This window comes from Sulfitobacter dubius, assembly GCF_900113435.1.
In the GTDB taxonomy this organism is placed as follows: domain Bacteria; phylum Pseudomonadota; class Alphaproteobacteria; order Rhodobacterales; family Rhodobacteraceae; genus Sulfitobacter; species Sulfitobacter dubius.
The window spans coordinates 1,052,136-1,073,551 of the sequence record NZ_FOPG01000001.1; the positions used below are offsets into that span (position 1 = coordinate 1,052,136).

Sequence of the window (21,416 nt, forward strand, 5' to 3'; positions counted from 1 at the left end):
ATCACATGCGGAACAACCCAAATTTAGTCGGCTCGATCGGCGCGTTCAGGCTTGCCGAGAGGCTGAGATACAGCACATCCCGGCTCTTGCGCGGGTCGATAATCCCGTCATCCCACAGCCTCGCGGAGGCATAGAGCGGATGGCTCTGTTCCTCGAACATATCAATCGTCGGCCGTTTGAAGGCGGTCTCTTCCTCCTCGGTCCAGGTGACGCCCGCCCGCTCAATCGCGTCGCGTTTGACGGTGGCCAGCACGCCCGCCGCCTGAGCGCCACCCATAACGGAAATCCGGCTGTTGGGCCAAGACCACAGGAAGCGCGGTCTGTAAGCCCGGCCCGACATGCCGTAATTGCCCGCGCCGAAGGAGCCGCCGACCAGCATGGTGATTTTAGGCACATTGGTCGTGGCCACGGCAGTCACCATCTTGGCACCGTGGCGGGCAATACCCTCGTTCTCGTATTTGCGGCCGACCATGAAACCGGTGATGTTCTGCAAGAACACCAGCGGGATGTTACGCTGGCTGCAAAGCTCCACGAAATGCGCGCCCTTCTGGGCGGCTTCGGAAAATAGCACGCCGTTGTTGGCGATGATGCCGATCGGGCAGCCCTTCACGTGAGCAAAGCCGCAGACCAGCGTTTCGCCAAAGCGGGACTTGAACTCGTCAAAGCGGCTGCCGTCGACCAGCCGCATGATCACCTCGCGGATGTCATAGGGCGTGCGCAGGTCGGCTGGCACGACGCCCAGCATCTCGGCGGGGTCATAGGCGGGCTCTTCGGGGTTGGCCCAATCGACAGTGGTCGGTTTGGTCTTGTTGAGCTGCCCCACCGCGCGGCGCGCTAGTGCCAGCGCATGGGCATCGTCTTCGGCAAGGTAATCGGCCACGCCCGACAACCGCGTGTGCACGTCGCCACCGCCGAGGTCTTCGGCGCTCACCACTTCCCCCGTCGCCGCCTTCACCAGCGGCGGACCAGCGAGGAAGATCGTGCCCTGTTCCTTCACGATGATCGTCACATCCGACATCGCAGGCACGTAGGCGCCGCCGGCGGTGCAAGAGCCCATCACCACGGCGATCTGGGCGATGCCCTTGGCGCTCATCCGCGCCTGATTGTAGAAAATCGCGCCAAAATGGTCGCGGTCGGGAAAGACTTCATCTTGGTTCGGCAAGTTGGCCCCGCCAGAGTCCACGAGGTAGATGCAGGGCAGATGGTTCGCCTCGGCAATCTCCTGCGCGCGGAGGTGTTTCTTCACGGTCATCGGGTAGTAGGTGCCGCCCTTCACGGTGGCGTCGTTGCAGACTACCATGACCTCGTGGCCCTGCACCCGACCGATGCCCGCGATCACACCCGCGGCAGGTGCGGCCCCATCGTAAAGCCCATGTGCCGCCGTGGCCCCGATTTCCAGAAACGGGCTGCCGGGGTCGAGCAGGTTCGCCACCCGCTCTCTGGGGAGCATCTTGCCCCGGCTCTCATGCCGTGCACGGGATTTCTCGCCACCGCCGAGGGCCGCAGCCTCTGCCGCGTCGCGCACTTCGCTCAGCGCCTTGAGATGCGCCATTTCATTGGCCTTATAGGCATCCGAGGATGGCAGGGCTTGGGATGTCAGTTTCATGTTACGTCCTCATTCTCTCGCGCCGCCAGACGCTTTAGTTCCTTGCGGATTACCTTGCCGGTGACGGTCATCGGCAGATCCTCCACGAATGCAATCTCGCGCGGGTAGGAATAGCTTGCGAGCCGGTTCTTGACCCAGTCTTGCAACTCTTTCGCGTCCACCTCAGCACCGGGTTTCAGCACCACATAGGCCTTCACGATCTCGGTCCTGAGCGCATCGGGCTTGCCGACCACGCCGCAGGTCGCAACCGCGCTATGGGTCAGCAGGCAATCCTCGATCTCCGCCGGGCCGATGCGGTAGCCAGCGGAGGTGATCACATCATCCTCGCGGCCCACGAAGCGCAGGTAGTCGCCCTCCCAGATGCCCCGGTCGCCGGTCAGCAGCCAGTCGCCGTGGAATTTGGCTGTCGTCTCCTCGGGCCGGTTCCAGTAGCGCAGCATCATCGAGGGCGCGCCTTTGCGCACAGCCACGTGGCCTTCTTCGTTAGTTGGCTGGCCGTCCCCGTCCAGCACCGCCAAGTCAAAGCCCGGCACCGGCTTGCCGATGCAACCGGGCTGCGCGGGGAAATCACCCCCGCAGCTTGAGGCCACCATGTTGCATTCGGTCTGGCCGTAGAATTCGTTGATGTCCAACCCGAAGGCTTTGCGACCCCATGCCAGCATCTCGGCCCCCAAAGGCTCGCCACCGCTGGCGACTGAACGCAGGCCGGGCAAGGATACATCCGCGGCTTTCAGCATCCGAAGCGCCGTGGGCGGGAAAAAGACATTCTTCACCTCACCGCGGGCAATCACATCGGCGCAGCCTTCGACGGTGAACTTGGGCATCCGTGCGGCCACCACCGGCACGCCAAGTGCCAGCGCAGGCATCGCCACATCGAAGAGCCCGCCGATCCATGCCCAGTCTGCCGGGGTCCAAAGGCAATCGCCCGCCTGCCCCAGATGGTCATGGCTGACCGAGACCCCGGGCAGATGGCCCGAGAGCACCCGGTGGCCGTGCAGCGCGCCCTTGGGCGTGCCGGTGGTGCCGGAGGTGTAGATCAGCACGGCGGGGTCTTCGGGGCCGACATCGGCAAAGTCGACCGGGTCGCCTGCCGTGCCTACATCAGCCGCGATCCACGGGGTCGCCAGATCGCCCAGCAGGTCCGCGCCTTCGGCATCGGTCAGCACAATCGCACAGCCCGCATCGCCAATCCGGCTGGCCAGTGCGTCACGTTTGAAAAGCTTGAACAGCGGCACAGAGATCGCGCCGATTTTCCAGATCGCCAGATGCGCCGCCGCGCACCACGGCGATTGACTGAGCAAGACACCCACGCGGTCACCGGGGGCCACTTCGGCCTTCAGCGCGCGGGCCAGCCCATCGACCATCTCATGCAGCGCGCCATAGCTCACGTCGCGGCGGGCCGCGCCGGTCAGATCAATGATCGCAGTGGCGTCATCGGGCTGCGCCAAACATTGCGCGGCCATGTTGCCCTGCCAGATGGGCCAATCGTCCTGTGTCATATCAGCTTCGGTACTCCGGGTTTTCAAAATCAAACCGCGCGCCCGCATCCCAGGCGTTGCGATCGTTGCCCTCTTGCGGATAGCCGCCCGCTGCTTTCAGCATCCGCGCCAGATGCATGGCGTTCCATGTCATGATGGTGGTGTTGCGCTGCGTAAACTCGTTGTCAAAACCTGCGCGCTTGCCGTCCACATCATCGCCATAAGACGGCCCCGGCCCGGCCTCGCCGATCCAGCCGCAATCGGCCTGTGGCGGGATCGTGTAGCCAAGGTGGTTCATCGCAAACCCGGTGGTCATGGCGACGTGCTTGATGCCGTCCTCGTTGCCGGTGACGACGGTCCCGCCGACCTTGCCGTAAAAGACCGACTGGCCCTTATCGTTCAACTTGCCGCTCATGGCGTAGAGCCGTTCGATCAGTACCCGGCAGGTGCTGCTTTCCTCACCCAGCCAGAGCGGCGTGCCGATGATCAGGATGTCGGCGGCCAGCACCTTCTCCCAGATCGCGGGCCAATCGTCACGGTCCCAGCCGTGCTCTGTCATGTCCGGGTAGACGCCCGGTGGCACCTGATGGTCGAGCAAGTAGAGGTGCTCGACGCTCACCCCCTGCGCCTCCATAATGCTCGCGCTCGCGTTCATCAGAAGCTGCGTATGGCTGTCGCCCGGTGTCTTCTTGAGCGAGCAGTTCACATAGAGCGCCTTGAGGTCGGAAAAGTCAGTCATCGCCAAGTTCCTTCTTTAGTTGCTCCAACTCCCGGTCGAGGAAGAAAGAGGTGATGGAGCGGATGATGACCAGCATCAGCAGGAAGAGCAGGTCCGCAAACCGCAGGCTGATCGCAGTGTGGATCACATCCGACACGATAAAGAGTTCCAGCCCCGCAAGGATGTAGCGCCCCAGTTCGATGCGCTCGCGGTTGGTGCGGCGCACCCGCTCCGCGCCTTTCTTGGCGATTTCGGCGATCGCCACCCCGGTCAGGAAACGCGCCGCGCCGATCAGCAGCAGAATTATCGCGGCGATGTCGATGACCGCCGCCATGATCTCGAAACCTTCGATCAGCCAAGGCAGAAAATTGTGTAGAACACCGCCTTCCGTCTTTAGTTCAATCAGGTTCTCCATCCCGATCCTTCCGTCCCGTTTGGCCGACACACCGTGACGCGGTTAATAGGCCGCCCCCAAACGCAGAGCCTGTTCGCCAGTCATCCGCATCAGGCAGGCCAAAGTCGCAGGCCCGCCGCCGGTGCCACCGCCCCATTGGCTGCGTTCATAGTCACAGGCGGCATCGCGAAAGGTAATCCACGCACGCTGCATGTCACGCAGCGCCTCGGCCTGAGAGGGCAATTCCGGCTGGTAGAGCGCGGCATCCTCATCGGCGGATTTGGACTGCACCATCCGCGCGCGGTAGTTCTCGTTCAGCAACCCGTCCCAGAAAGACAGTTCCCTATCAAGGCACCCGCCCATGCCAACGGTCGAATACCCGCCCGGCCCTTCCATGCATAGGTTGGCCGAAAGCCCGATACAGACGCGCTGGCCGGTGAACTCTTCGGCTCCGGCCAGACAGTCCGCCGTGGCGGCATCGGAATAGGTAATGTCTTGCGCGGCCACCGGCCCCGCGAGAAACGCACAGGCCAGCAGGACGGTGCGCATCACATCGCCCCCATCATCTCGCGGCCCACCAACATGCGGCGGATTTCCGAGGTGCCTGCGCCGATCTCCATCAGCTTGGCATCGCGGAAGATGCGGCCCACCGGGTTGTCGCTGAGATAGCCTGCCCCGCCCATTGCCTGCACGGCCTGATGCGCCTGCACCATCGCCTGTTCCGAGGCATAGAGGCAGCAAGCCGCCGCGTCTTGACGGGTCACGTCGCCGCGGTCACAGGCCTGCGCGACACTATAGACATAAGCCCGGGCCGAGTTCATCGCGGTATACATATCCGCCATCTTGCCCTGCATCAGTTGGAAATCTCCGATGCGCTGGCCGAATTGCTTGCGCTCGGCCATGTAGGGCATGATCTCATCCAGACAGGCGGCCATGATGCCAAGGCCGATGCCTGCCAGCACGACGCGCTCGTAGTCGAGGCCCGACATCAGCACGCGCACGCCCTTGCCCTCTTCGCCGAGGATGTTCTCGAAGGGCACTTCGCAGTCTTCGAAGATCAGTTCCGCAGTGTTGGAACCGCGCATGCCGAGCTTGTCGAAATGCATGGAAGTGGAAAAGCCCTTCATCGACTTCTCGATCAGGAAGGCGGTGATGCCTTTGGAGCCGGCTTCGGGGTCGGTCTTGGCATAGACAACCAAGGTCTCCGCGTCGGGACCGTTGGTGATCCAGTATTTGTTACCATTCAGCCGGAAGTGATCGTTCCGCTTTTCGGCATTCAGCTTCATGCTCACCACGTCACTGCCCGCGCCCACTTCGGACATGGCCAACGCGCCGACATGCTCGCCCGAGCAGAGTTTCGGCAAGAACTGCGCCTTTTGCTCTGGCGTGCCGTTCAGCTTAATCTGGTTCACGCAGAGGTTGGAATGCGCCCCGTAGGAAAGCGAGACCGAAGCGGAGGCGCGGGCGATCTCTTCGACCGCGACCGTGTGGGCGACGTAGCCAAGACCGGAGCCGCCGAACTCTTCCTCGACGGTCATGCCCAAGAGGCCCAACTCGCCCATCTCGGTCCAAAGTTCGGGCGGGAATTCGTTCTTCGTGTCGATCTCGGCGGCCATCGGCTTGACGCGCTCCTGCGCCCAGCGGTGCACCATCTCCCGCATGGCCGCAACGTCTTCTCCCAGATCAAACTGCATACTTGCGTTGAACACGGCTTCTCCCCCCGATTTATTGAACGCTTGTTCATTACCTACCGTCCCGCCCGCTTTGCGTCAAGCGGCGCGATGTGGAACCGCCCCGCCCCGCGGCGGGTTGGCCCTGCGACCAAGCGAACACTACAACAAAGCGAGATGCAAATGAGCGATGATCTGAAAAAAGAGTTCTGGGACCGCATGGACGACACCCGCGCCGGGATGCTGATGACCAAGACCGCCCGCGCGGTGCCGATGACCCATTACATCGACGAAGACGACCGTTCCGCCGTGCTGTGGTTTATCACCGCAAAGGGCACCGATCTGGCGAAATCCGCCGAAGGCCGTGCCGCTGCGGAATATCTGATCGCCAACAAGGACGAATCCCTATGGGCACGGATCGACGGCCATGTCTCTGCCGTGACCAACCCGACGGAGTTGGACAAGATCTGGAACGCCATCGCGGGCGCATGGTTTGAGGACGGCAAGCAAGACCCCGATGTGCAACTGATCCGCTTTGATCTGACGGAGGCCGAAGTCTGGGCCACCGAAGGCGGGTTCAAGTTCCTCTATGAGATCGGCAAGGCGCAGATGACCGGCCAAAAGCCCGACATGGGCAAACACGGCACCATCCGTTTCTGAGCCTATCTGCTCTGAAAGACGGCGCTGACCTCGGCTCGGATGATCCGCGCGATCAAAGCGCAATCCTCCAGCGAGAAGGTCAGCGGCACGCGCATGTCGATCAACCCCGCCAGCACCGCATCGCTGGCGGGCATTTTTTCTGCCCGAGCGTAGCGCCATGTGTCGTAACGACTGGTGAAACCCATAGGCTCGGCCCTGCCGAACCATTTCAACTCGACACCCCGCAAGGCGCAGCGGGCGATCACCTCTTCCACTTGCGGCGCAGACCAGCCCTTGAGAAGAAATTGGATTGAAGAGCCGACGATACTTTCCGCCTCTGGCCGCTTAATCACCGTCAATCCCGGCGTGTCGTGCAGACCGGCCTCAACCATCAAATACCGCTCATTCCAGCGCGCCACCTGTTCCGGCAAGCGCCGCAACTGCGGGCGCAGGATCGCGGCGCGCAGGTTATCCATCCGGCCCGAGATATTGGGCATCTCATAGCGGATCGTCTCGAACGCCTCCGGCCCCGGCGCGGCGGCGTGGCGGTCATAGAGCATATAGGACCCCGACAGCATGATCGCCCGCGCCGCGACCTCGGCATCATCGGTGATCAACATCCCGCCCTCGCCCGCGTTCACGTGTTTATAGGTCTGGCAGGAAAAACAACCGATCTTTCCTTGCGTGCCCGATGGCTTGCCGTTCCATGCCGCCCCCATCGTATGGGCGCAATCCTCAATCACCAAGATGCCATGCTGATCACAAAGCGCCGTCAGCGCGTCCATATCCACCAGATGCCCGCGCATATGGCTTAGAAGCAGTACATCGGCCTGATCCGCTTTGGCGACCAGATCATCAAGGTCGATCACCAACTGCTCCGTCACGCCAACGAAAACCGGAACCGCGCCGAGCGAGGCAATCGCCCCCGGCACCGGGGCGAGCGTGAAGGCATTGGTCAGCACCCGGTCGCCCGGTTTCACCCCCACCGCGCGCAAAGCGGTGGACATCGCATAGCCCCCCGACGCCACAGCAAGGCAATATTTGGCGCCCATCATGGCGGCGAATTCTTGCTCTAGCAGCGCCACCTCGGCCACCTCCCCCGGCACGGTGTTGTAACGGTGCAAACGTCCATTGCGCATCACCGCAACTGCCGCTTCGATCGCGTCTTCGGGGATCGGCTCTTGCTGGGTGAAACTACCGGTGAAGCGCTCGGCCATCAGGCGGCTTTGCCGATCAAACGTTCAATGACCTCTGGCAGGTCGGCGAAATCATTCAGCAACGCCTCAGGCTCCAGCGCCGCCATATCCTCCCCCGAAGGGCCAAAGGTGACAAGCACACAGGGCACCCCCGCCGCGCGGGCGGTGTTACGGTCAGTATCACTGTCGCCGATCAAAATGCACTGCGCCGGATCGCCGCCTGCCCGGCGGGCGGTTTCGAACAGGTGTTCGGGGTCGGGTTTGCGCACGGCCAGACTGTCGGCCCCCAACATCGCGCCGAATGCATCGCGCACGCCAAGCCGGGTGAGCAGCAACTCCGCCAATGCTTCGGGTTTATTGGTGCAAATCGCCACACGGTAGCCTGCGGCCTTGAGCGCGGCCACCGCCTCCATCGCGCCGGGGTAGAGGATCGTATGGGTGTCAATTTCACGCTTATAGGCGTCAAGCAACATCGGATAGTAGCGGTCAATCGTTGCCGCATCATTAGCGCGGCCAAGTTTTTCCATGCCCAACGTGAGCATTGCCCGCCCGCCGCGCAGCGCGGTGCCCGCATCCTCGGCATGGACCAGCACATCGCCCTCACCCATGTCGCGGAAACAAGCATTGGCGGCGGCGATCAGATCGCCCGATGTATCCGCCAACGTGCCGTCGAGATCGAAAACGACTGTCTTCACTGGGTACTCCTTGGGCGGAACCCCGCCTTGCAAAATGGCTTCGTGTTGCAGACCGCAACCTAGTTTGATGGGCGGTGGCCTTGCGCCTTTGTGCGAAGCGCGTAAAGAGAATGCAAGCTGAAGGACAAAGAGATTTACATGGATACTGCACTGATCATCCTTGCCGCAGGCAAGGGGACACGGATGAACTCGGATCTGCCGAAGGTGCTGCACCGGGTCGCCTCTGCCCCGTTGCTGGAACACGCTATGGCTGCGGGCGCTATGCTCGCTCCGCGTCATACGGTGGTGGTGGCGGGCCATGGTGCTGATCAGGTGCGTGCGGCCGCCACCCTCTTTGACGAGGATGCGCAGGTGGTCGAGCAGACCGAACAGCTAGGCACAGCCCATGCGGTGGCACAGGCCCGCCCGGCGCTGGACGGGTTCGACGGCATGGCGCTGGTGCTCTATGGCGATACCCCATTCGTCCAACCTGAAACACTCGAAAAGATGCAAGAGGCGCTTGCGAACCATGATGTGGTGGTTCTGGGGTTCGAGGCCGCAGATCCCGCCCGCTATGGCCGGCTGGTGATGCAGGGCGACGCGCTGGAGCGGATCGTCGAATTCAAGGACGCCTCTCCGGAGGAACGCGCCATCACCCTGTGCAACTCCGGCGTCGTGGCCTGTAAATCCGAGCTGCTGTTCGATCTGATCGACAAAGTTGGCAACGACAACGCTTCCGAAGAATACTACCTCACCGATATCATCGGCCTCGCCCACGCCGAGGGGCGCAGTGCGACCGTTGTTACCTGTGCCGAGGCCGAGACGATGGGCGTGAACTCTCGCGCGGATCTCGCTCGGGCCGAGGCTGCGTTCCAATCCCGCGCCCGTGCGCTTTTGATGGAGGACGGTGTGACGCTGATAGCGCCGGAAACCGTCTTTCTCGCCCGCGATACCTACATCGGCCGCGACACGGTGGTGGAGCCGAATGTCGTCTTCGGCCCGAATGTCACCGTTGAATCCGGCACCACGATCCGCGCCTTCTCGCACCTCGAGGGTTGCCATGTCTCGCGCGGCGGCGTGGTCGGCCCCTACGCCCGCCTGCGTCCCGGCGCGGAACTGGCCGAAGACGTGCGCATCGGCAACTTCGTTGAGATAAAGAACGCTCAGATCGCCGAAGGGGCCAAAGTGAACCATCTGAGTTACATTGGCGATGCAACCGTTGGCGCGCGCAGCAACATCGGCGCGGGCACAATCACCTGCAATTATGACGGGGTGATGAAACATCACACCACCATCGGCGCGGGGGCTTTCATCGGCTCCAACACGATGCTGGTCGCGCCTGTCACCATCGGTGACGGGGCCATGACAGGCAGCGGGTCAGTCATCACATCGGACGTGGAACCAGAGGCGCTGGCCCTGTCTCGCGCCCCCCAGGTCGAAAAACCCGGTATGGCGCGCAAAATGTTCGAAATTCTAAAGGCCAAAAAGGCGAAAATGCAGAGGGGCAGCTAAAAATGTGTGGAATTGTAGGGGTGCTCGGCAACCACGAAGTTGCGCCTATCCTCGTTGAATCGCTCAAACGCCTTGAATATCGCGGCTACGACAGCGCGGGCATTGCCACGCTGAACGACGGCAAACTCGACCGCCGCCGCGCTCTGGGCAAACTGGTGAACCTCTCTGATGCGCTGGTGCATGACCCACTGGCGGGGAAGTCCGGTATCGGTCACACCCGCTGGGCCACCCATGGCGCACCCAGCGTGACCAATGCGCACCCGCATCAAGCCGGACCCGTGGCCGTGGTACACAACGGGATCATTGAAAACTTCCGCGAACTGCGGGCCGAATTAGCTGAGCATGGCGTACAGGCGGTCACAGAGACCGACACCGAAACCGTCGCCCTACTGACCCAATACCACATGGCTCAGGGTGCAGGCCCCATTGAAGCGGCCAAGCAGACCCTTGCCCGGCTTGAGGGTGCCTTCGCGCTGGCCTTCCTTTTCGATGGGCATGAAGACCTGCTTATCGCCGCGCGCAAGGGCTCGCCCCTCGCCATCGGCTACGGTGAAGGCGAAATGTACGTCGGCAGCGACGCCATTGCGCTCGCCCCGTTGACCAACCGCATTGCCTATCTCGAAGAGGGTGACTGCGCCGTGATCACCCGCACCTCGGTCGAAATCACCGACCGAAACGGTACAATTGCCAATCGCGCGATTAAAACTGTGCAAGTTGATAGCACCCGGATCGACAAGGCTGGGCACAAGCATTTCATGGCCAAGGAGATCGCTGAACAGCCCGGCGTCATCGGTGCAGCGATCGGCCATTATCTGACGCCCGAAGGCGAGATCAACATCAGCACACAAAACATTGATTTTTCGCAGTTCGACCGGATCATCATGGTGGCTTGCGGCACCGCGTCTTATGCGTGCCTTACGGCGAAATACTGGTTTGAGCAGATCGCCCGCCTGCCCGTTGAAGTCGATGTGGCATCTGAATTCCGCTACCGCGAGCCACCAATCCCGCCGCGCACACTGGCAGTCTTTGTCAGCCAATCGGGTGAGACCGCCGACACGCTGGCCGCCCTGCGCTATTGCGAGGGCAAAGCCGCGCGTATCCTGTCAGTCGTCAACGTGCCCGAAAGCTCCATCGCTCGTGAAAGTGACTATGCCCTGCCGATCCATGCCGGTGTCGAAGTTGGGGTTGCCTCGACCAAGGCCTTCACTTGCCAGTTGGTCGTCCTGTTTGCGCTGGTACTCAAAGCCGCGCGTGACCGCGAAGCGATCACCGCCGAGGCCTTTGCAGATCACATCTCAGGCCTGCGAGGGTTGCCCGCGATCGTCAGCACAGCACTTGAGCAGAACAACACGATGCAAGAAGCCGCACTTAAACTTTCACACGCGCGCGATGTGCTGTTCTTGGGTCGGGGTCAGATGTACCCTCTCGCTCTAGAAGGGGCGCTAAAGCTGAAGGAAATTAGCTACATACACGCCGAAGCTTATGCATCGGGTGAACTGAAGCACGGCCCCATCGCACTGGTGGATGAGCATGTTCCGGTGGTCGTCATGGCCCCCCGCGATGCGCTCTTCGACAAGACCGTCAGCAATATGCAAGAGGTCATGGCCCGCAAGGGCAAGGTGATCTTGATCTCGGATTCCAAAGGTCAGGCCGAAGCCAATGATGGCGTCTGGTTCAGCATCGAAATGCCCCCGGTCCCCGATGAGCTGGCCCCAATTCTCTATGCCATTCCGGCCCAGTTGCTGGCCTATCACACTGCTGTTGCCAAGGGCACGGATGTGGATCAGCCGCGCAATCTGGCAAAATCGGTGACGGTAGAATGAATTTGGAAACCGCTCTGGAAGAGCTTGAAGCGCGGGCCAACCCGGCCCGCGCCGAAGAGATGCGCGCCTATCACAAGGCCGACCGTCGTTACCTTGGCCTGACAAACCCGCAAATCGCTGAACTCGCACAGGCATGGCGCGAGGCGCTCGATGTTGAGGGCCGTGTCGCCCTTGCCGACGGTCTTTGGCAGTCGGACATCTTTGAGGCGCGCGTTGCTGCCGCCAAACTGCTGACCCAAGCGCGGCTGCGGCCCGACGATCAAGCCGCCTGGGCGTTGATCGCCAGTTGGACCGCGGATTTCGACAGTTGGGCGATTGCCGATCATGCCAGCATGGCGGCGCAGAAACGTCTGATGGCTGAGCCCTCCCGCCTTGATGAATTGGAAAGCTGGGTCGCCTCCGACCACCTTTGGACGCGACGCGCGGTTCTGGTGTCGACCCTGCCGTGGACCAAGCAGAACAACCCAAAGCCCGAGGAACTCGACGCGCGCGGCCGAATCCTTGGCTGGGCGGCAACCATGGTTCCGGATCACCGCTGGTTTATTCAGAAAGCGATCGGCTGGTGGCTGCGCGACCTGTCGAAACACGACCCCGAGCGGACCCGCGCCTTTGTCGCCACCCATGGGGAAGCGATGAAACCTTTCGCGGTAAAAGAAGCGCTGCGCCTGCTGAAAAAGTCAGAAGCCACAGGCTGATCCCCTAACCTTCGGCCGACACTTCGACCATAGTAAGGTCCGTCAGCGAGGCACCGATCAAACGCAAGGCGGGCAGCGACATACGGCTGCCTGCCGTCGATGGCCCCTCAAGCGGGATCAGCGTCACCGCGGCCGATTTACCCGTGGCGGGGTTCGTCACGCGGCCGGGCTGCTCGGATTTCACGAGGGGCGTTTTTAACCACAGCCCCGGCTCTGCCGCGCTGCCAAGGCTGACCACAGTCGTTCCCAAAGCAGAACCTGCGCTGGTCGGGGCGCGAGTGGCGGCTTCGCGCTCTGCCGCTGTTGTTGTATCCAGCGCCTCTGCACTGCTGCCGGACGCCGCGATTGGCGCCGCAGTGGGCGCCGCGACCTCTGCCGATGCGGATGCCGTTTCGGGTTGGGCGCGTTCTATCCCAAACCGGTCAGCCAGATTACTACAGCCAGCGGAGGCGGCCACGATGAAAAGCGGGATAATAATACGTGTCATGCCGCCAGACTATCTGCGCCCTACCCCCTTATCAATCGCCCAAATGCCGCTTGCCCCGCAGTGGGCGGAGCATTACCTATAAGGCATGACAGCACCCCTTATTGACCCATTCATGCGCGCAATCACCTACTTGCGCGTCTCCGTCACCGACCGCTGCGATTTTCGCTGCGTCTATTGCATGTCGGAGAACATGACCTTTCTGCCCAAGAAGGAACTCCTCACGCTGGAGGAGTTGGACCGTTTGTGCAGCAACTTCGTCGATCTGGGCGTTGAGAAACTGCGCATCACCGGCGGGGAGCCTTTGGTGCGCCGGGGTATCATGACCTTCTTTGAAGGGATGAAACGGCATCTTGACAGTGGCGCGCTGAAAGAACTGACGTTGACCACCAACGGCAGCCAACTGGAACGCTTCGCCGATGACCTCTATGCCGCCGGGGTGCGCCGGGTAAATGTCTCGCTCGACACGCTAGACGAGCAGAAGTTCGCGGATATCACCCGCTGGGGCCGTCTGCCGCAGGTGCTGCGCGGGATTGATGCCGCGCAACGTGCAGGGCTGAAGATCAAGATCAACGCCGTGGCGCTCAAGGGCTTCAACGAACCCGAATTGCCGCGCATCACCGAATGGTGCGCCGAGCGTGGGATTGACCTGACATGGATCGAAGTCATGCCGATGGGTGATCTGGGCAACGAAGACCGCTTTGGTCAGTTCTGGTCCCTCAAGGACGTGCGCGCGCGCTATGCGGAGCATTACACCGTCACCGATCTGGCCGAGCGCACGGGTGGCCCGGCGCGCTATGTGCGGTTGGAAGAGACAGGCCAGAAAATCGGCTTCATCACCCCGTTGAGCCATAACTTCTGCGAAAGCTGCAACCGCGTGCGCGTCACCTGTACAGGTGAGATTTTCATGTGTCTGGGGCAAGAAGACGTAACCGATCTGCGCGCGCCGCTGCGCGAACACCCCGATACGGATCTGCCGCTTCAAGAGGCGATCCGCGCTGCGATTGACCGCAAGCCGAAGGGGCATGATTTCGACTATTCGCGCCAGCGCGTCGACGGTCAAATGCCGCGTCACATGAGCCATACGGGCGGCTGAGCCAATGGGCACGCCCTTCCTTTACAAGGCATGGGTCGCGGCGAGCACCGCAATACTGCCCATCGCTGGACGGCAATCCATGGCCAAACTGCGCCGCGCGGGGGTTGAACCATCGCGGGCCCGCGAGAAACTCGGCCATGCCAGCCAGCCGCGCCCCGACGGTACGCTGATCTGGTTCCACGCGGCTTCGGTCGGCGAAAGCCTGTCGGTCTTGGCCCTGATTGACCGGATGGGCCGCGCCCTGCCGCAGGCGCATTTTTTAATCACCTCTGGTACCGCGACATCGGCCCGACTGGTGGGCAGTCGCCTACCCCCGCGCACGCGGCATCAGTTCGCGCCGCTGGATGCCCCCGGCCCGTTAAAGCGTTTTCTAATCCACTGGCGTCCTGATGCCGCACTTTTCGTTGAGAGTGAACTCTGGCCTCAGATGCTGCATCGGACCCATGCGCGCGGCACGGCGATGGCGCTGATCAACGCACGGCTTTCGCAACGCTCGATCGCGCGGTGGCAAAAGCAACCGGCGATGGCGGGGTTCTTGTTCGGCGTCTTTGATCTGATCCTGACGCAGAATGACGCGATGGCGCGGGCCATGGCTACGATCAACGCGCCCACCGACCGGGTTGCGCCCGGGATCAATCTTAAATCCATGGCAGGCCCCCTGCCGCAGGACGATGAAACGGTTGCGCGGGCCCGGACGGCTCTGGGCGGGCGCCCCGTCTGGATCGCCTCTTCTACTCACCCCGGAGAGGAAAAATCGGTACTTGAGGCGCATCGGCAGTTGTTGGAACGTTTTCCAAACCTTTGCCTGATCCTTGTCCCCCGCCACCCGGAACGCGGGGATGAGGTGGCCGGTCTTATCGCCAGCATCGGCCTGACCCATGGCCGCCGCACGCGGGGCGACATGCCGCAAGAGCAGGTGTTTCTCGCCGACACGTTGGGCGAGTTGGGCACATGGTACGCGCTGTCTGAGATTGTCTTTCTGGGCGGGTCGCTCCACCCCATCGGCGGGCATAACCCCTATGAGGTCGCGCAGGCCGGGGCGATGGTGCTGTCAGGCACCCATGTCACCAATTTTGCCGAAACCTATGCCGAGATGGAAACCGCAGGCGCTGCACGTCTGATTGCAGGCACGCAGGACTTGGCGGATCGCGTCGCCGACCTGCTGACGGATGATGTCGCGCGGACCAATTGTGTGGCGGCGGCCGAAGACTATGCCGCGGCGCAAACCGACAAGCTTGATAGTATCGCCGAGCGGCTGATCACCGCCTTGGGTTTGCGTAAGGGGCCGCCCGATGCCTGAACTCTACGTAACCAACTACAACCGCAATTTCACCGGGGTTTCTGCGACGGCGGCCAATGTCATCCGCCAGCAGGTCGCCCGGCATGATCTAGCGCTGGTGGGCCAGCCCCTGCCCGGCTGTCCGGTCCCGCTGACCCGCGCGGCGGCGGCGCGGATCACCCGAAGCCATGAACCCGCAGACCTTCCCTTTGCCATCTGGCATGTGCGCCGCAATACGGAGATGCGCAGCGCGGTTTGGCTGCGTAATGTGCGCCGCGCCAATATCAAAATTGTTTTTACCTCAGCCGCGCAGCGCTTGCATTCTGCCTATCCGCGCTGGCTGATCCGTCAGATGGACGCGGTGATCGCCACGACCGAACGCGCGGCAGAGTTCGTGCCCCATGTGCGCGCCGTGGTGCCCCATGGGGTGGACACCGATGTCTTCTCGCCCGCCACGAACCGGGCGAACGCTTGGGAGCAGATGGGCTTTGGCGGCACCCATGGCATTGCCACCGTGGGGCGCATCCGGCCTGAAAAAGGCACCGACCTTTTCGTAGAGGCGATGCTGCGCCTGCTGCCTGAACGCCCCGGCGCGGTGGCGCTGGTCATTGGCCGGGCGGGAGGCAAGCATGAGGCGTTTCTGACCAAGCTCAAGGCACAGGTCGAAGCCGCAGGGCTGGCGGACCGGCTGCTTTTTATCGGGGAATATCCCGCCGCCGATCTTCCGAAACTAATGCGTGCCCTGTCACTCGTGGTGCAACTGCCACGCTACGAAGGATACGGCATGGTCCCACTAGAAGCACTGGCGTCTGGCGTGCCGTTCGTAGGCAGTGACGCGGGCTATTACGGGGCCTTCTCAAACGCAGGCCGTGTGGGCAAGGTTGTACCTCTGGGCGCGGCAGAGGCGGCCTCTCATGCCGCGCTGTCACTGCTCCGGCGGGAAGATCAAGCCGCCCTTTCTGATGCCGCGCGACGTTGGGCCGAGGGCCGCTTTAGCGCCCGGTCGGAGGCGGACGGGATCGAAGCCGTCTATAACGCGCTTTGGGAACGCGGCTGACCCACAACGAAAAACGCGCCCCCAGAAGGAGGCGCGTTCAGTTCATGGGTCAAGGAATTACGCCGCTGGCATCCGTTGCTCGACGATCCCCGCCCACCAGCTGCAACCCGCCGGGATAGCTTCGTCGTTGAAGTTGTATTCGGGGTGATGCACCGCTGCGGTATCGCCGTTGCCCACCAAAATATAAGCACCGGGGCGTTCTTCGAGCATAAAGGCAAAATCCTCGCCGCCCATGACCAAAGGCGCTTCGCTACAATCGCCAGAGATGGAGCGCGCCACGTCGGCTGCGAATTCGGTCTGCTCTTCGTGGTTCACCATGACCGGATAGCCCCGGTGATAGGTCACATCGGCCTTGCCACCAAAAGTTGCGGCGATACCGTTACAAATCTCATTGATACGTTTTTCCGCAAGGCTGCGCACGTCTGCCGACATCGTGCGTACGGTGCCTTTCATCTGCACCCGCTGCGGGATCACGTTGAACGCCTTAGAGGACGTCTCAAACGCGGTGACCGAAACCACGATCTGCTCTACCGGGTCGGCGTTGCGTGCGGCGATGGTTTGCAGCGCCAGAACCGCCTGAGCAGCCATGACTGTGGTGTCGATGGTCTCATGCGGCTTGGCGGCATGGCCCCCGCGCCCCTCAAAGGTGATGTCGAACTGGTCCGTCGCTGCAAAGAACGATCCGGGGCGGATGCCGAAGGATCCTGTGGGCATGCCCGGCCAGTTGTGCATGCCATAGACTTCCTGAATACCCCAACGGTCCATCATGCCGTCCTCGCACATTTCACGACCACCGCCGCCGCCTTCTTCGGCTGGCTGAAAGATCACAACAACCGTGCCGTCAAAGTTGCGGGTTTCCGCCAGATATTGCGCGGCACCTAGCAGCATCGCGGTGTGGCCGTCATGGCCGCAGGCGTGCATCGCGTCGGGCGTCTTAGAGGCGTACTCCAGCCCTGTCTGCTCATTTATTGGCAACGCGTCCATATCGGCGCGCAGGCCCATTACTTTGCCCGATCCGGTTTCCTTGCCCTTGATGACACCGACAACACCCGTGCGGCCAATGCCTTCGACGACCTCATCGCAGCCGAAAGCACGCAGTTTCTCGGCCACGATGCCCGAAGTGCGATGCGTCTCGAACAAGATCTCGGGGTTCTCGTGCAGGTCGCGACGCCATGCGGTGATGTCATCATGCAGTTCGGCAAATCGGTTCTTAACGGCCATTTGGGAAGTTTCCTCCGGAGTTGGGTTGGCGCTGATTTTCATGCAGTCGCATTTATCTGCCCCATGCTTACGCCCTTGCCAGCCGGTCCTCAACCACCTGCGCGAACCATGAGCAGCCCGCCGGGATCGCAGCATCATCGAAATCATATTCCGGGTGGTGGACCGTCGCCCCGTCGCCGTTGCCGATCATAATATAAGCCCCCGGTCGCGCATTGAGCATGTAAGAGAAATCTTCGCCCGCCATGATGGGCGGTGTGTTACGATCGGTGCCGGGGGTGATCTGATCCGCGGCCACGGCGGCAAAGCGGGTGTGCTCGGCGTGGTTGCGGGTCACGGGATAGCCACGCTGATAGTCGATCTCGGCCTTGCACTGATGCGCCTCTGCCGTCAGGCGGGTGATGTCGTACAAGCGTTGTTCGGCCAGATCCTGCACCTCGGGATCCAGCGTCCGTACCGTGCCGCCCAAAAGCACCTGATGCGGCAGCACATTGTGGCTTTCGGTATCGCTGCGCAGGGTGCAGACCGAAACGACGACCTGCTTTAGCGGATCGGTGTTGCGGCTGGCGATGGATTGCAGCGCAATCAACACATGGGCGGCGGCGAGGTTGGTATCGATCGCCTCATGCGGGGCTGCAGCATGGCCGCCCTGCCCGGTCAGCGTGATATTGAACTCATCCGCCGCCGCGAGAAGCGCGCCCTCACGGATGGCGAAATGGCCTGTGGGGTAGCCCGGCATGTTGTGCATGCCGTAAACCTCATTGATGCCCCAACGGTCCATCAACCCTTCCTGCACCATGACTTCACCGCCACCACCGCCCTCTTCGGCGGGTTGGAAGATGAGCACGACACGCCCATCGAAATTGCGCGTCTCAGCCAGATATTGCGCCGCACCCAGCAGCATGGCGGTATGACCATCGTGGCCACAGGCATGCATCTTGCCGGGAGTTTTGGAGGCATAGGGCAGCCCCGTCGCTTCCATAATCGGGAGCGCGTCCATGTCAGCGCGCAGCCCGATGGTGCGGCCAGAGGTGTTTCTCTGCCCCTCAATCACCGCCACCACGCCGGTCTGCGCGATGCCGGTGGTGATGTCGGTGATGCCAAAGCTGCGCAACTTCTCTTCCACGAATTTTGAGGTTTCAGGCAGGTCGAACAACAGTTCTGGATGCTCATGCAGATGTCGCCGCCATGCGGTAATCTCGGCATGGGTTTCGGCGAAACGGTTCTTGATCGGCATAACCTGTCCTTTGATAGAATGAAATTAGAGCGCCGGTCCGGGGCGGATGGGCGTGCCATCACTGAACCGGTCGGCGCGAAATCTGCTCAGATCATGCCCCGGCGCATCGCCCATGACCAGTGCGGCCAGCACACGTCCCATCCCCGGCCCGATGCCAAAGCCGTGCCCCGACATGCCCATGCCAATGACGAGGCCCGGAATTTGAGCGCAATTATCCACCACCGGCACGATATCGGGCATTGTGTCGATCATCCCAGCCCAAGAGTTGCGCGCCGTGATCGGCGGCAGTTCAGGATAAAGCGCTGCAAATTGTTTTAGCACTTTGCGCAGTCGGCGGTGATCGGGCGCGGGATCAAGAATGCGCATCGCTTCAAACGGGCTGAAACTGTCAGCGGCCCAACGGCGCGGGGTGGTCCACGCGTCGGGAAACCCCTTTGGTGCCGACGCGCGGAACCGCTGGCCGAACGGGTTGTCGCGCAGTTGCGGCAGATAATGGCGGAATGAGCGGAAGGCATCAGGGCCGATGTAAAGGTCCGGCGCCGCCCCCGGTGCCAGCGTATAGCCCCCATCGGCACGGCGGCGAAAGGCAAGACCAGCCTCGGCCACCGCACCTGCATGAACGTCTGGCAGCACATTGGTCGCGACCACGGATTCGCGCACCGAAAGCTGTGGCAGGCTGATCCCATGGGCGCGCAGGAACAGCGCCGACCATGCCCCGCCCGCCAGCACAACCGATGCTGTGCGGATCGCGCCGGCTTCGGTCACCACACCCGCGATGCGGCCAGCGGCGAGGTCGAGCTTGCGCACCGCGCAGTTTTCGATGATGCGAACGCCCTCCTTTACCGCCAAGGCCGCAAGGGCGGGCACCGCCGCCCAAGGCTCAGCACGCATATCAGACGGGGTGACCAACGCTCCGGCATAGGTTTTGTTCAGCCCCGGAAAAGCACCGGCAACCTCATTCGCGTCCATCAATCGGCTGTCAATGCCATGCGCGCCCGCATGGGGCAGCCAGTCGGCATAGCCCTGCATCTTAGCGTCCGAGCTTGCCAAATAGGTCACCCCGGTCTGTTTCAGACCAATATCGCGGTCCAATTGCGGGGCCAGTTCGCGCCAGAGTTTTGCCGCCTCGACCATGATCGGCAGTTCCGCCGGATCACGCCCTTGCTGGCGGATCCAGCCCCAATTGCGGCTGGATTGTTCGGCGGCAATGCGGCCCTTCTCCAAAAGCGTGACCTGTTTGCCTGCCCGCGCCAGAAACAGCGCCGTGCAAACGCCGATCACCCCGCCACCAATCACCACGACCTCGCTCTCGCGCGGAGGGGTGCGGGGATAGCTGGCGGGGCTGGAGAGCGTGATAGGAAAGGAGGACATGGCGCGGCCTTTAAGCTTTGGCCGCGCGAGCAGCATCAAGCGGCCGGAGGAAATTGCAGATCGTCTTGCCGGGTAGCGGGGGCAGCAGGCCCCCGCCCCCGGCTTAGCCTTGCAGACGGGTCAGCAATTTGCGCATGAAGGCATGGCCTGCCTCAAATTGCGCCACCTCGATGTATTCATTGGGCTGATGGGCCTGCGCGATGTCGCCGGGGCCGCAGATCACAGCGGAATAACCCGCTTCCTGAAACTGTCCGGCCTCGGTGCCATAGCTGACCTTGTGGCTCGCGTTGTCGCCGGTGATCTGGCGCACGATCTGTTCGGCCTCGCCGTCTTTTTCAGGCTGCAATGCAGGTACATCAAATCGCGTCGATGTCTCAATGTAGGTCTCTGGCACCACGGCCTGCATCTGTTTTTCGACCTCGCGCACCGCTTTGAGGTATGCCGTGCCCCATTTGTCTTTGTCCTCGCCCGGCACCACGCGGAAATCCATCGCAAACTTACAGTCTTTGGCGGTGATATTATGCGCTGTGCCGCCTTCGATCACACCAACGTGGGCAGTGGTGAAAGGCGGATCGAACATCGCCGCTGTCTCTGACGGGCGGGCGGCCATATTGTCGCTGTTCACGTCGTTGGCCCATTCAATCAGTTTGGCCCCGGCCATGATCGCGTTGACCCCAGTGTGCAGCAGTGAGGAATGGACCTCAAATCCAACCAAATGCGTGTTAAAGCCAATGCCGCCTTTGTGCCCGGTTACAGCTTGCATGGTCGACGGCTCACCTACGATCACGGCAGAGCCCTTTGGCACCACACCTTGCATCGCTTGGATCATCGGCGGCGCCCCGGTGCAGCCGATCTCTTCGTCAAAGCTGAGTGCGATTTGCAGCGGGCGCTTCACTTCGGCGTAATGCGCCTCAACCAGTGTCCAGATCGCCAGCGCATCGAACCCCTTCATGTCGCAGGTGCCGCGTCCATAATAGCAACCATCGCGCTCGGTCACAGTGAAGGGGTCAGTCTCCCACGGTTGGCCGTCGATCGGCACAACATCCGTATGGCCCGACAGCACCAACGCACCTTCTTCCCATGGGCCGACATGGGCAAAAAGCGCATGTTTGGGCTGGTCGGGATCGATGTAGCGGTGGCTTTCGATGCCGTGGCTAGAGAGGTAATCAGCCACCCAGTCGATCAGCGGGATGTTGGTTTCCCGCGACACGGTGGGAAAACTGATGAGTTTTTCCATCAGTTCAAACGGCGTCATGCGTTCGGTCATTG

Annotated in this window: 20 protein-coding genes; 7 read left to right on the forward strand and 13 right to left on the reverse strand. The window is 62.0% G+C overall.

Annotation, left to right across the window (positions count from 1 at the left end):
• Position 1: 1 nt before the first annotated feature.
• From BM229_RS05195 to BM229_RS05220, 6 genes are read right to left on the reverse strand one after another with little or no spacing between them, the layout of a single operon-like run.
• A complete protein-coding gene (locus BM229_RS05195) occupies positions 2–1,606 on the reverse strand; it encodes a carboxyl transferase domain-containing protein (protein WP_093926573.1) in 1,605 nt (534 codons plus the stop codon).
• Positions 1,603–3,105: an AMP-binding protein gene (locus tag BM229_RS05200; RefSeq protein WP_093927225.1), complete on the reverse strand. Its 1,503-nt coding sequence runs from the start codon at positions 3,103–3,105 to the stop codon at positions 1,603–1,605. Before BM229_RS05200 ends, BM229_RS05195 begins: the two co-directional genes overlap by 4 nt.
• Before the next feature lies 1 nt (position 3,106).
• Positions 3,107–3,823, reverse strand: a complete 717-nt coding sequence (locus BM229_RS05205) for a flavodoxin family protein (protein ID WP_093926574.1) — start codon at positions 3,821–3,823, stop codon at positions 3,107–3,109.
• Positions 3,816–4,217 carry a DUF1622 domain-containing protein gene (locus BM229_RS05210; protein ID WP_093926575.1) on the reverse strand — a complete coding sequence of 134 codons (402 nt, stop codon included), beginning with the start codon at positions 4,215–4,217 and terminating at the stop codon, positions 3,816–3,818. The genes BM229_RS05205 and BM229_RS05210 overlap by 8 nt, the downstream gene beginning before the upstream one ends.
• 42 nt (positions 4,218–4,259) lie before the next feature.
• A complete protein-coding gene (locus tag BM229_RS05215; protein WP_093926576.1) occupies positions 4,260–4,745 on the reverse strand; it encodes a lysozyme inhibitor LprI family protein in 486 nt (161 codons plus the stop codon).
• Complete coding sequence (locus BM229_RS05220; RefSeq protein ID WP_093926577.1) at positions 4,745–5,905, reverse strand: isovaleryl-CoA dehydrogenase; 1,161 nt, start codon at positions 5,903–5,905, stop codon at positions 4,745–4,747. Before BM229_RS05220 ends, BM229_RS05215 begins: the two co-directional genes overlap by 1 nt.
• Before the next feature lie 144 nt (positions 5,906–6,049).
• Between BM229_RS05220 and BM229_RS05225 the strand changes: the two genes are divergently transcribed.
• On the forward strand, positions 6,050–6,526 hold the full coding sequence (locus BM229_RS05225; RefSeq protein WP_093926578.1) for a pyridoxamine 5'-phosphate oxidase family protein: 477 nt from the start codon (positions 6,050–6,052) through the stop codon (positions 6,524–6,526).
• A 2-nt stretch (positions 6,527–6,528) separates the two neighbouring features.
• On the opposite strand, the gene BM229_RS05230 is transcribed toward BM229_RS05225, so the two are convergent.
• The gene (locus BM229_RS05230; protein WP_093926579.1) at positions 6,529–7,722 is read right to left on the reverse strand and encodes a DegT/DnrJ/EryC1/StrS family aminotransferase; all 1,194 of its coding nucleotides are present in this window, start codon (positions 7,720–7,722) and stop codon (positions 6,529–6,531) included.
• Positions 7,722–8,396 (reverse strand): HAD-IIIA family hydrolase, encoded by a 675-nt coding sequence (locus BM229_RS05235; RefSeq protein ID WP_093926580.1) that lies wholly within the window; start codon positions 8,394–8,396, stop codon positions 7,722–7,724. Before BM229_RS05235 ends, BM229_RS05230 begins: the two co-directional genes overlap by 1 nt.
• A gap of 138 nt (positions 8,397–8,534) precedes the next feature.
• Here BM229_RS05235 and glmU point away from each other — a divergent pair, with 138 nt between their 5' ends.
• Genes glmU through BM229_RS05250 form a run of 3 tightly spaced genes read left to right on the forward strand, consistent with a single transcriptional unit; the run spans position 8,535 to position 12,405 of the window.
• Complete coding sequence (gene glmU / locus BM229_RS05240) at positions 8,535–9,887, forward strand: bifunctional UDP-N-acetylglucosamine diphosphorylase/glucosamine-1-phosphate N-acetyltransferase GlmU (RefSeq protein WP_093926581.1); 1,353 nt, start codon at positions 8,535–8,537, stop codon at positions 9,885–9,887.
• 2 nt (positions 9,888–9,889) lie between these two features.
• Complete coding sequence (gene glmS, locus BM229_RS05245; protein WP_093926582.1) at positions 9,890–11,710, forward strand: glutamine--fructose-6-phosphate transaminase (isomerizing); 1,821 nt, start codon at positions 9,890–9,892, stop codon at positions 11,708–11,710.
• Positions 11,707–12,405, forward strand: coding sequence for a DNA alkylation repair protein (locus BM229_RS05250; RefSeq protein WP_093926583.1), 699 nt, complete (start codon positions 11,707–11,709; stop codon positions 12,403–12,405). Before glmS ends, BM229_RS05250 begins: the two co-directional genes overlap by 4 nt.
• Positions 12,406–12,409: 4 nt before the next feature.
• Here the strand turns inward: BM229_RS05250 and BM229_RS05255 are convergent, their stop codons facing one another.
• On the reverse strand, positions 12,410–12,892 hold the full coding sequence (locus tag BM229_RS05255; protein WP_093926584.1) for a hypothetical protein: 483 nt from the start codon (positions 12,890–12,892) through the stop codon (positions 12,410–12,412).
• Between the two features lie 85 nt (positions 12,893–12,977).
• On the opposite strand from BM229_RS05255, the gene moaA reads away from it, so the two are divergent.
• The 3 genes from moaA to BM229_RS05270 are packed head-to-tail and all read left to right on the forward strand — an operon-like array spanning position 12,978 to position 16,321.
• On the forward strand, positions 12,978–13,985 hold the full coding sequence (gene moaA, locus BM229_RS05260; protein WP_093926585.1) for a GTP 3',8-cyclase MoaA: 1,008 nt from the start codon (positions 12,978–12,980) through the stop codon (positions 13,983–13,985).
• A gap of 4 nt (positions 13,986–13,989) precedes the next feature.
• Positions 13,990–15,285 carry a 3-deoxy-D-manno-octulosonic acid transferase gene (locus BM229_RS05265; RefSeq protein ID WP_093926586.1) on the forward strand — a complete coding sequence of 432 codons (1,296 nt, stop codon included), beginning with the start codon at positions 13,990–13,992 and terminating at the stop codon, positions 15,283–15,285.
• Positions 15,278–16,321 carry a glycosyltransferase family 4 protein gene (locus tag BM229_RS05270; protein WP_093926587.1) on the forward strand — a complete coding sequence of 348 codons (1,044 nt, stop codon included), beginning with the start codon at positions 15,278–15,280 and terminating at the stop codon, positions 16,319–16,321. The genes BM229_RS05265 and BM229_RS05270 overlap by 8 nt, the downstream gene beginning before the upstream one ends.
• A gap of 57 nt (positions 16,322–16,378) precedes the next feature.
• On the opposite strand, the gene BM229_RS05275 is transcribed toward BM229_RS05270, so the two are convergent.
• The 4 genes from BM229_RS05275 to argE form a co-directional block, all read right to left on the reverse strand.
• The gene (locus BM229_RS05275) at positions 16,379–17,542 is read right to left on the reverse strand and encodes a M20 aminoacylase family protein (protein WP_093926588.1); all 1,164 of its coding nucleotides are present in this window, start codon (positions 17,540–17,542) and stop codon (positions 16,379–16,381) included.
• 67 nt (positions 17,543–17,609) lie between these two features.
• Positions 17,610–18,776, reverse strand: coding sequence for a M20 aminoacylase family protein (locus tag BM229_RS05280; RefSeq protein ID WP_093926589.1), 1,167 nt, complete (start codon positions 18,774–18,776; stop codon positions 17,610–17,612).
• Positions 18,777–18,800: 24 nt separating this feature from the next.
• A complete protein-coding gene (locus BM229_RS05285) occupies positions 18,801–20,147 on the reverse strand; it encodes an NAD(P)/FAD-dependent oxidoreductase (RefSeq protein WP_167360196.1) in 1,347 nt (448 codons plus the stop codon).
• Between the two features lie 103 nt (positions 20,148–20,250).
• Entirely contained in the window at positions 20,251–21,414 is a 1,164-nt protein-coding gene (argE, locus tag BM229_RS05290; protein WP_093926591.1) for an acetylornithine deacetylase, read from the reverse strand.
• Positions 21,415–21,416 lie beyond the last annotated feature (2 nt).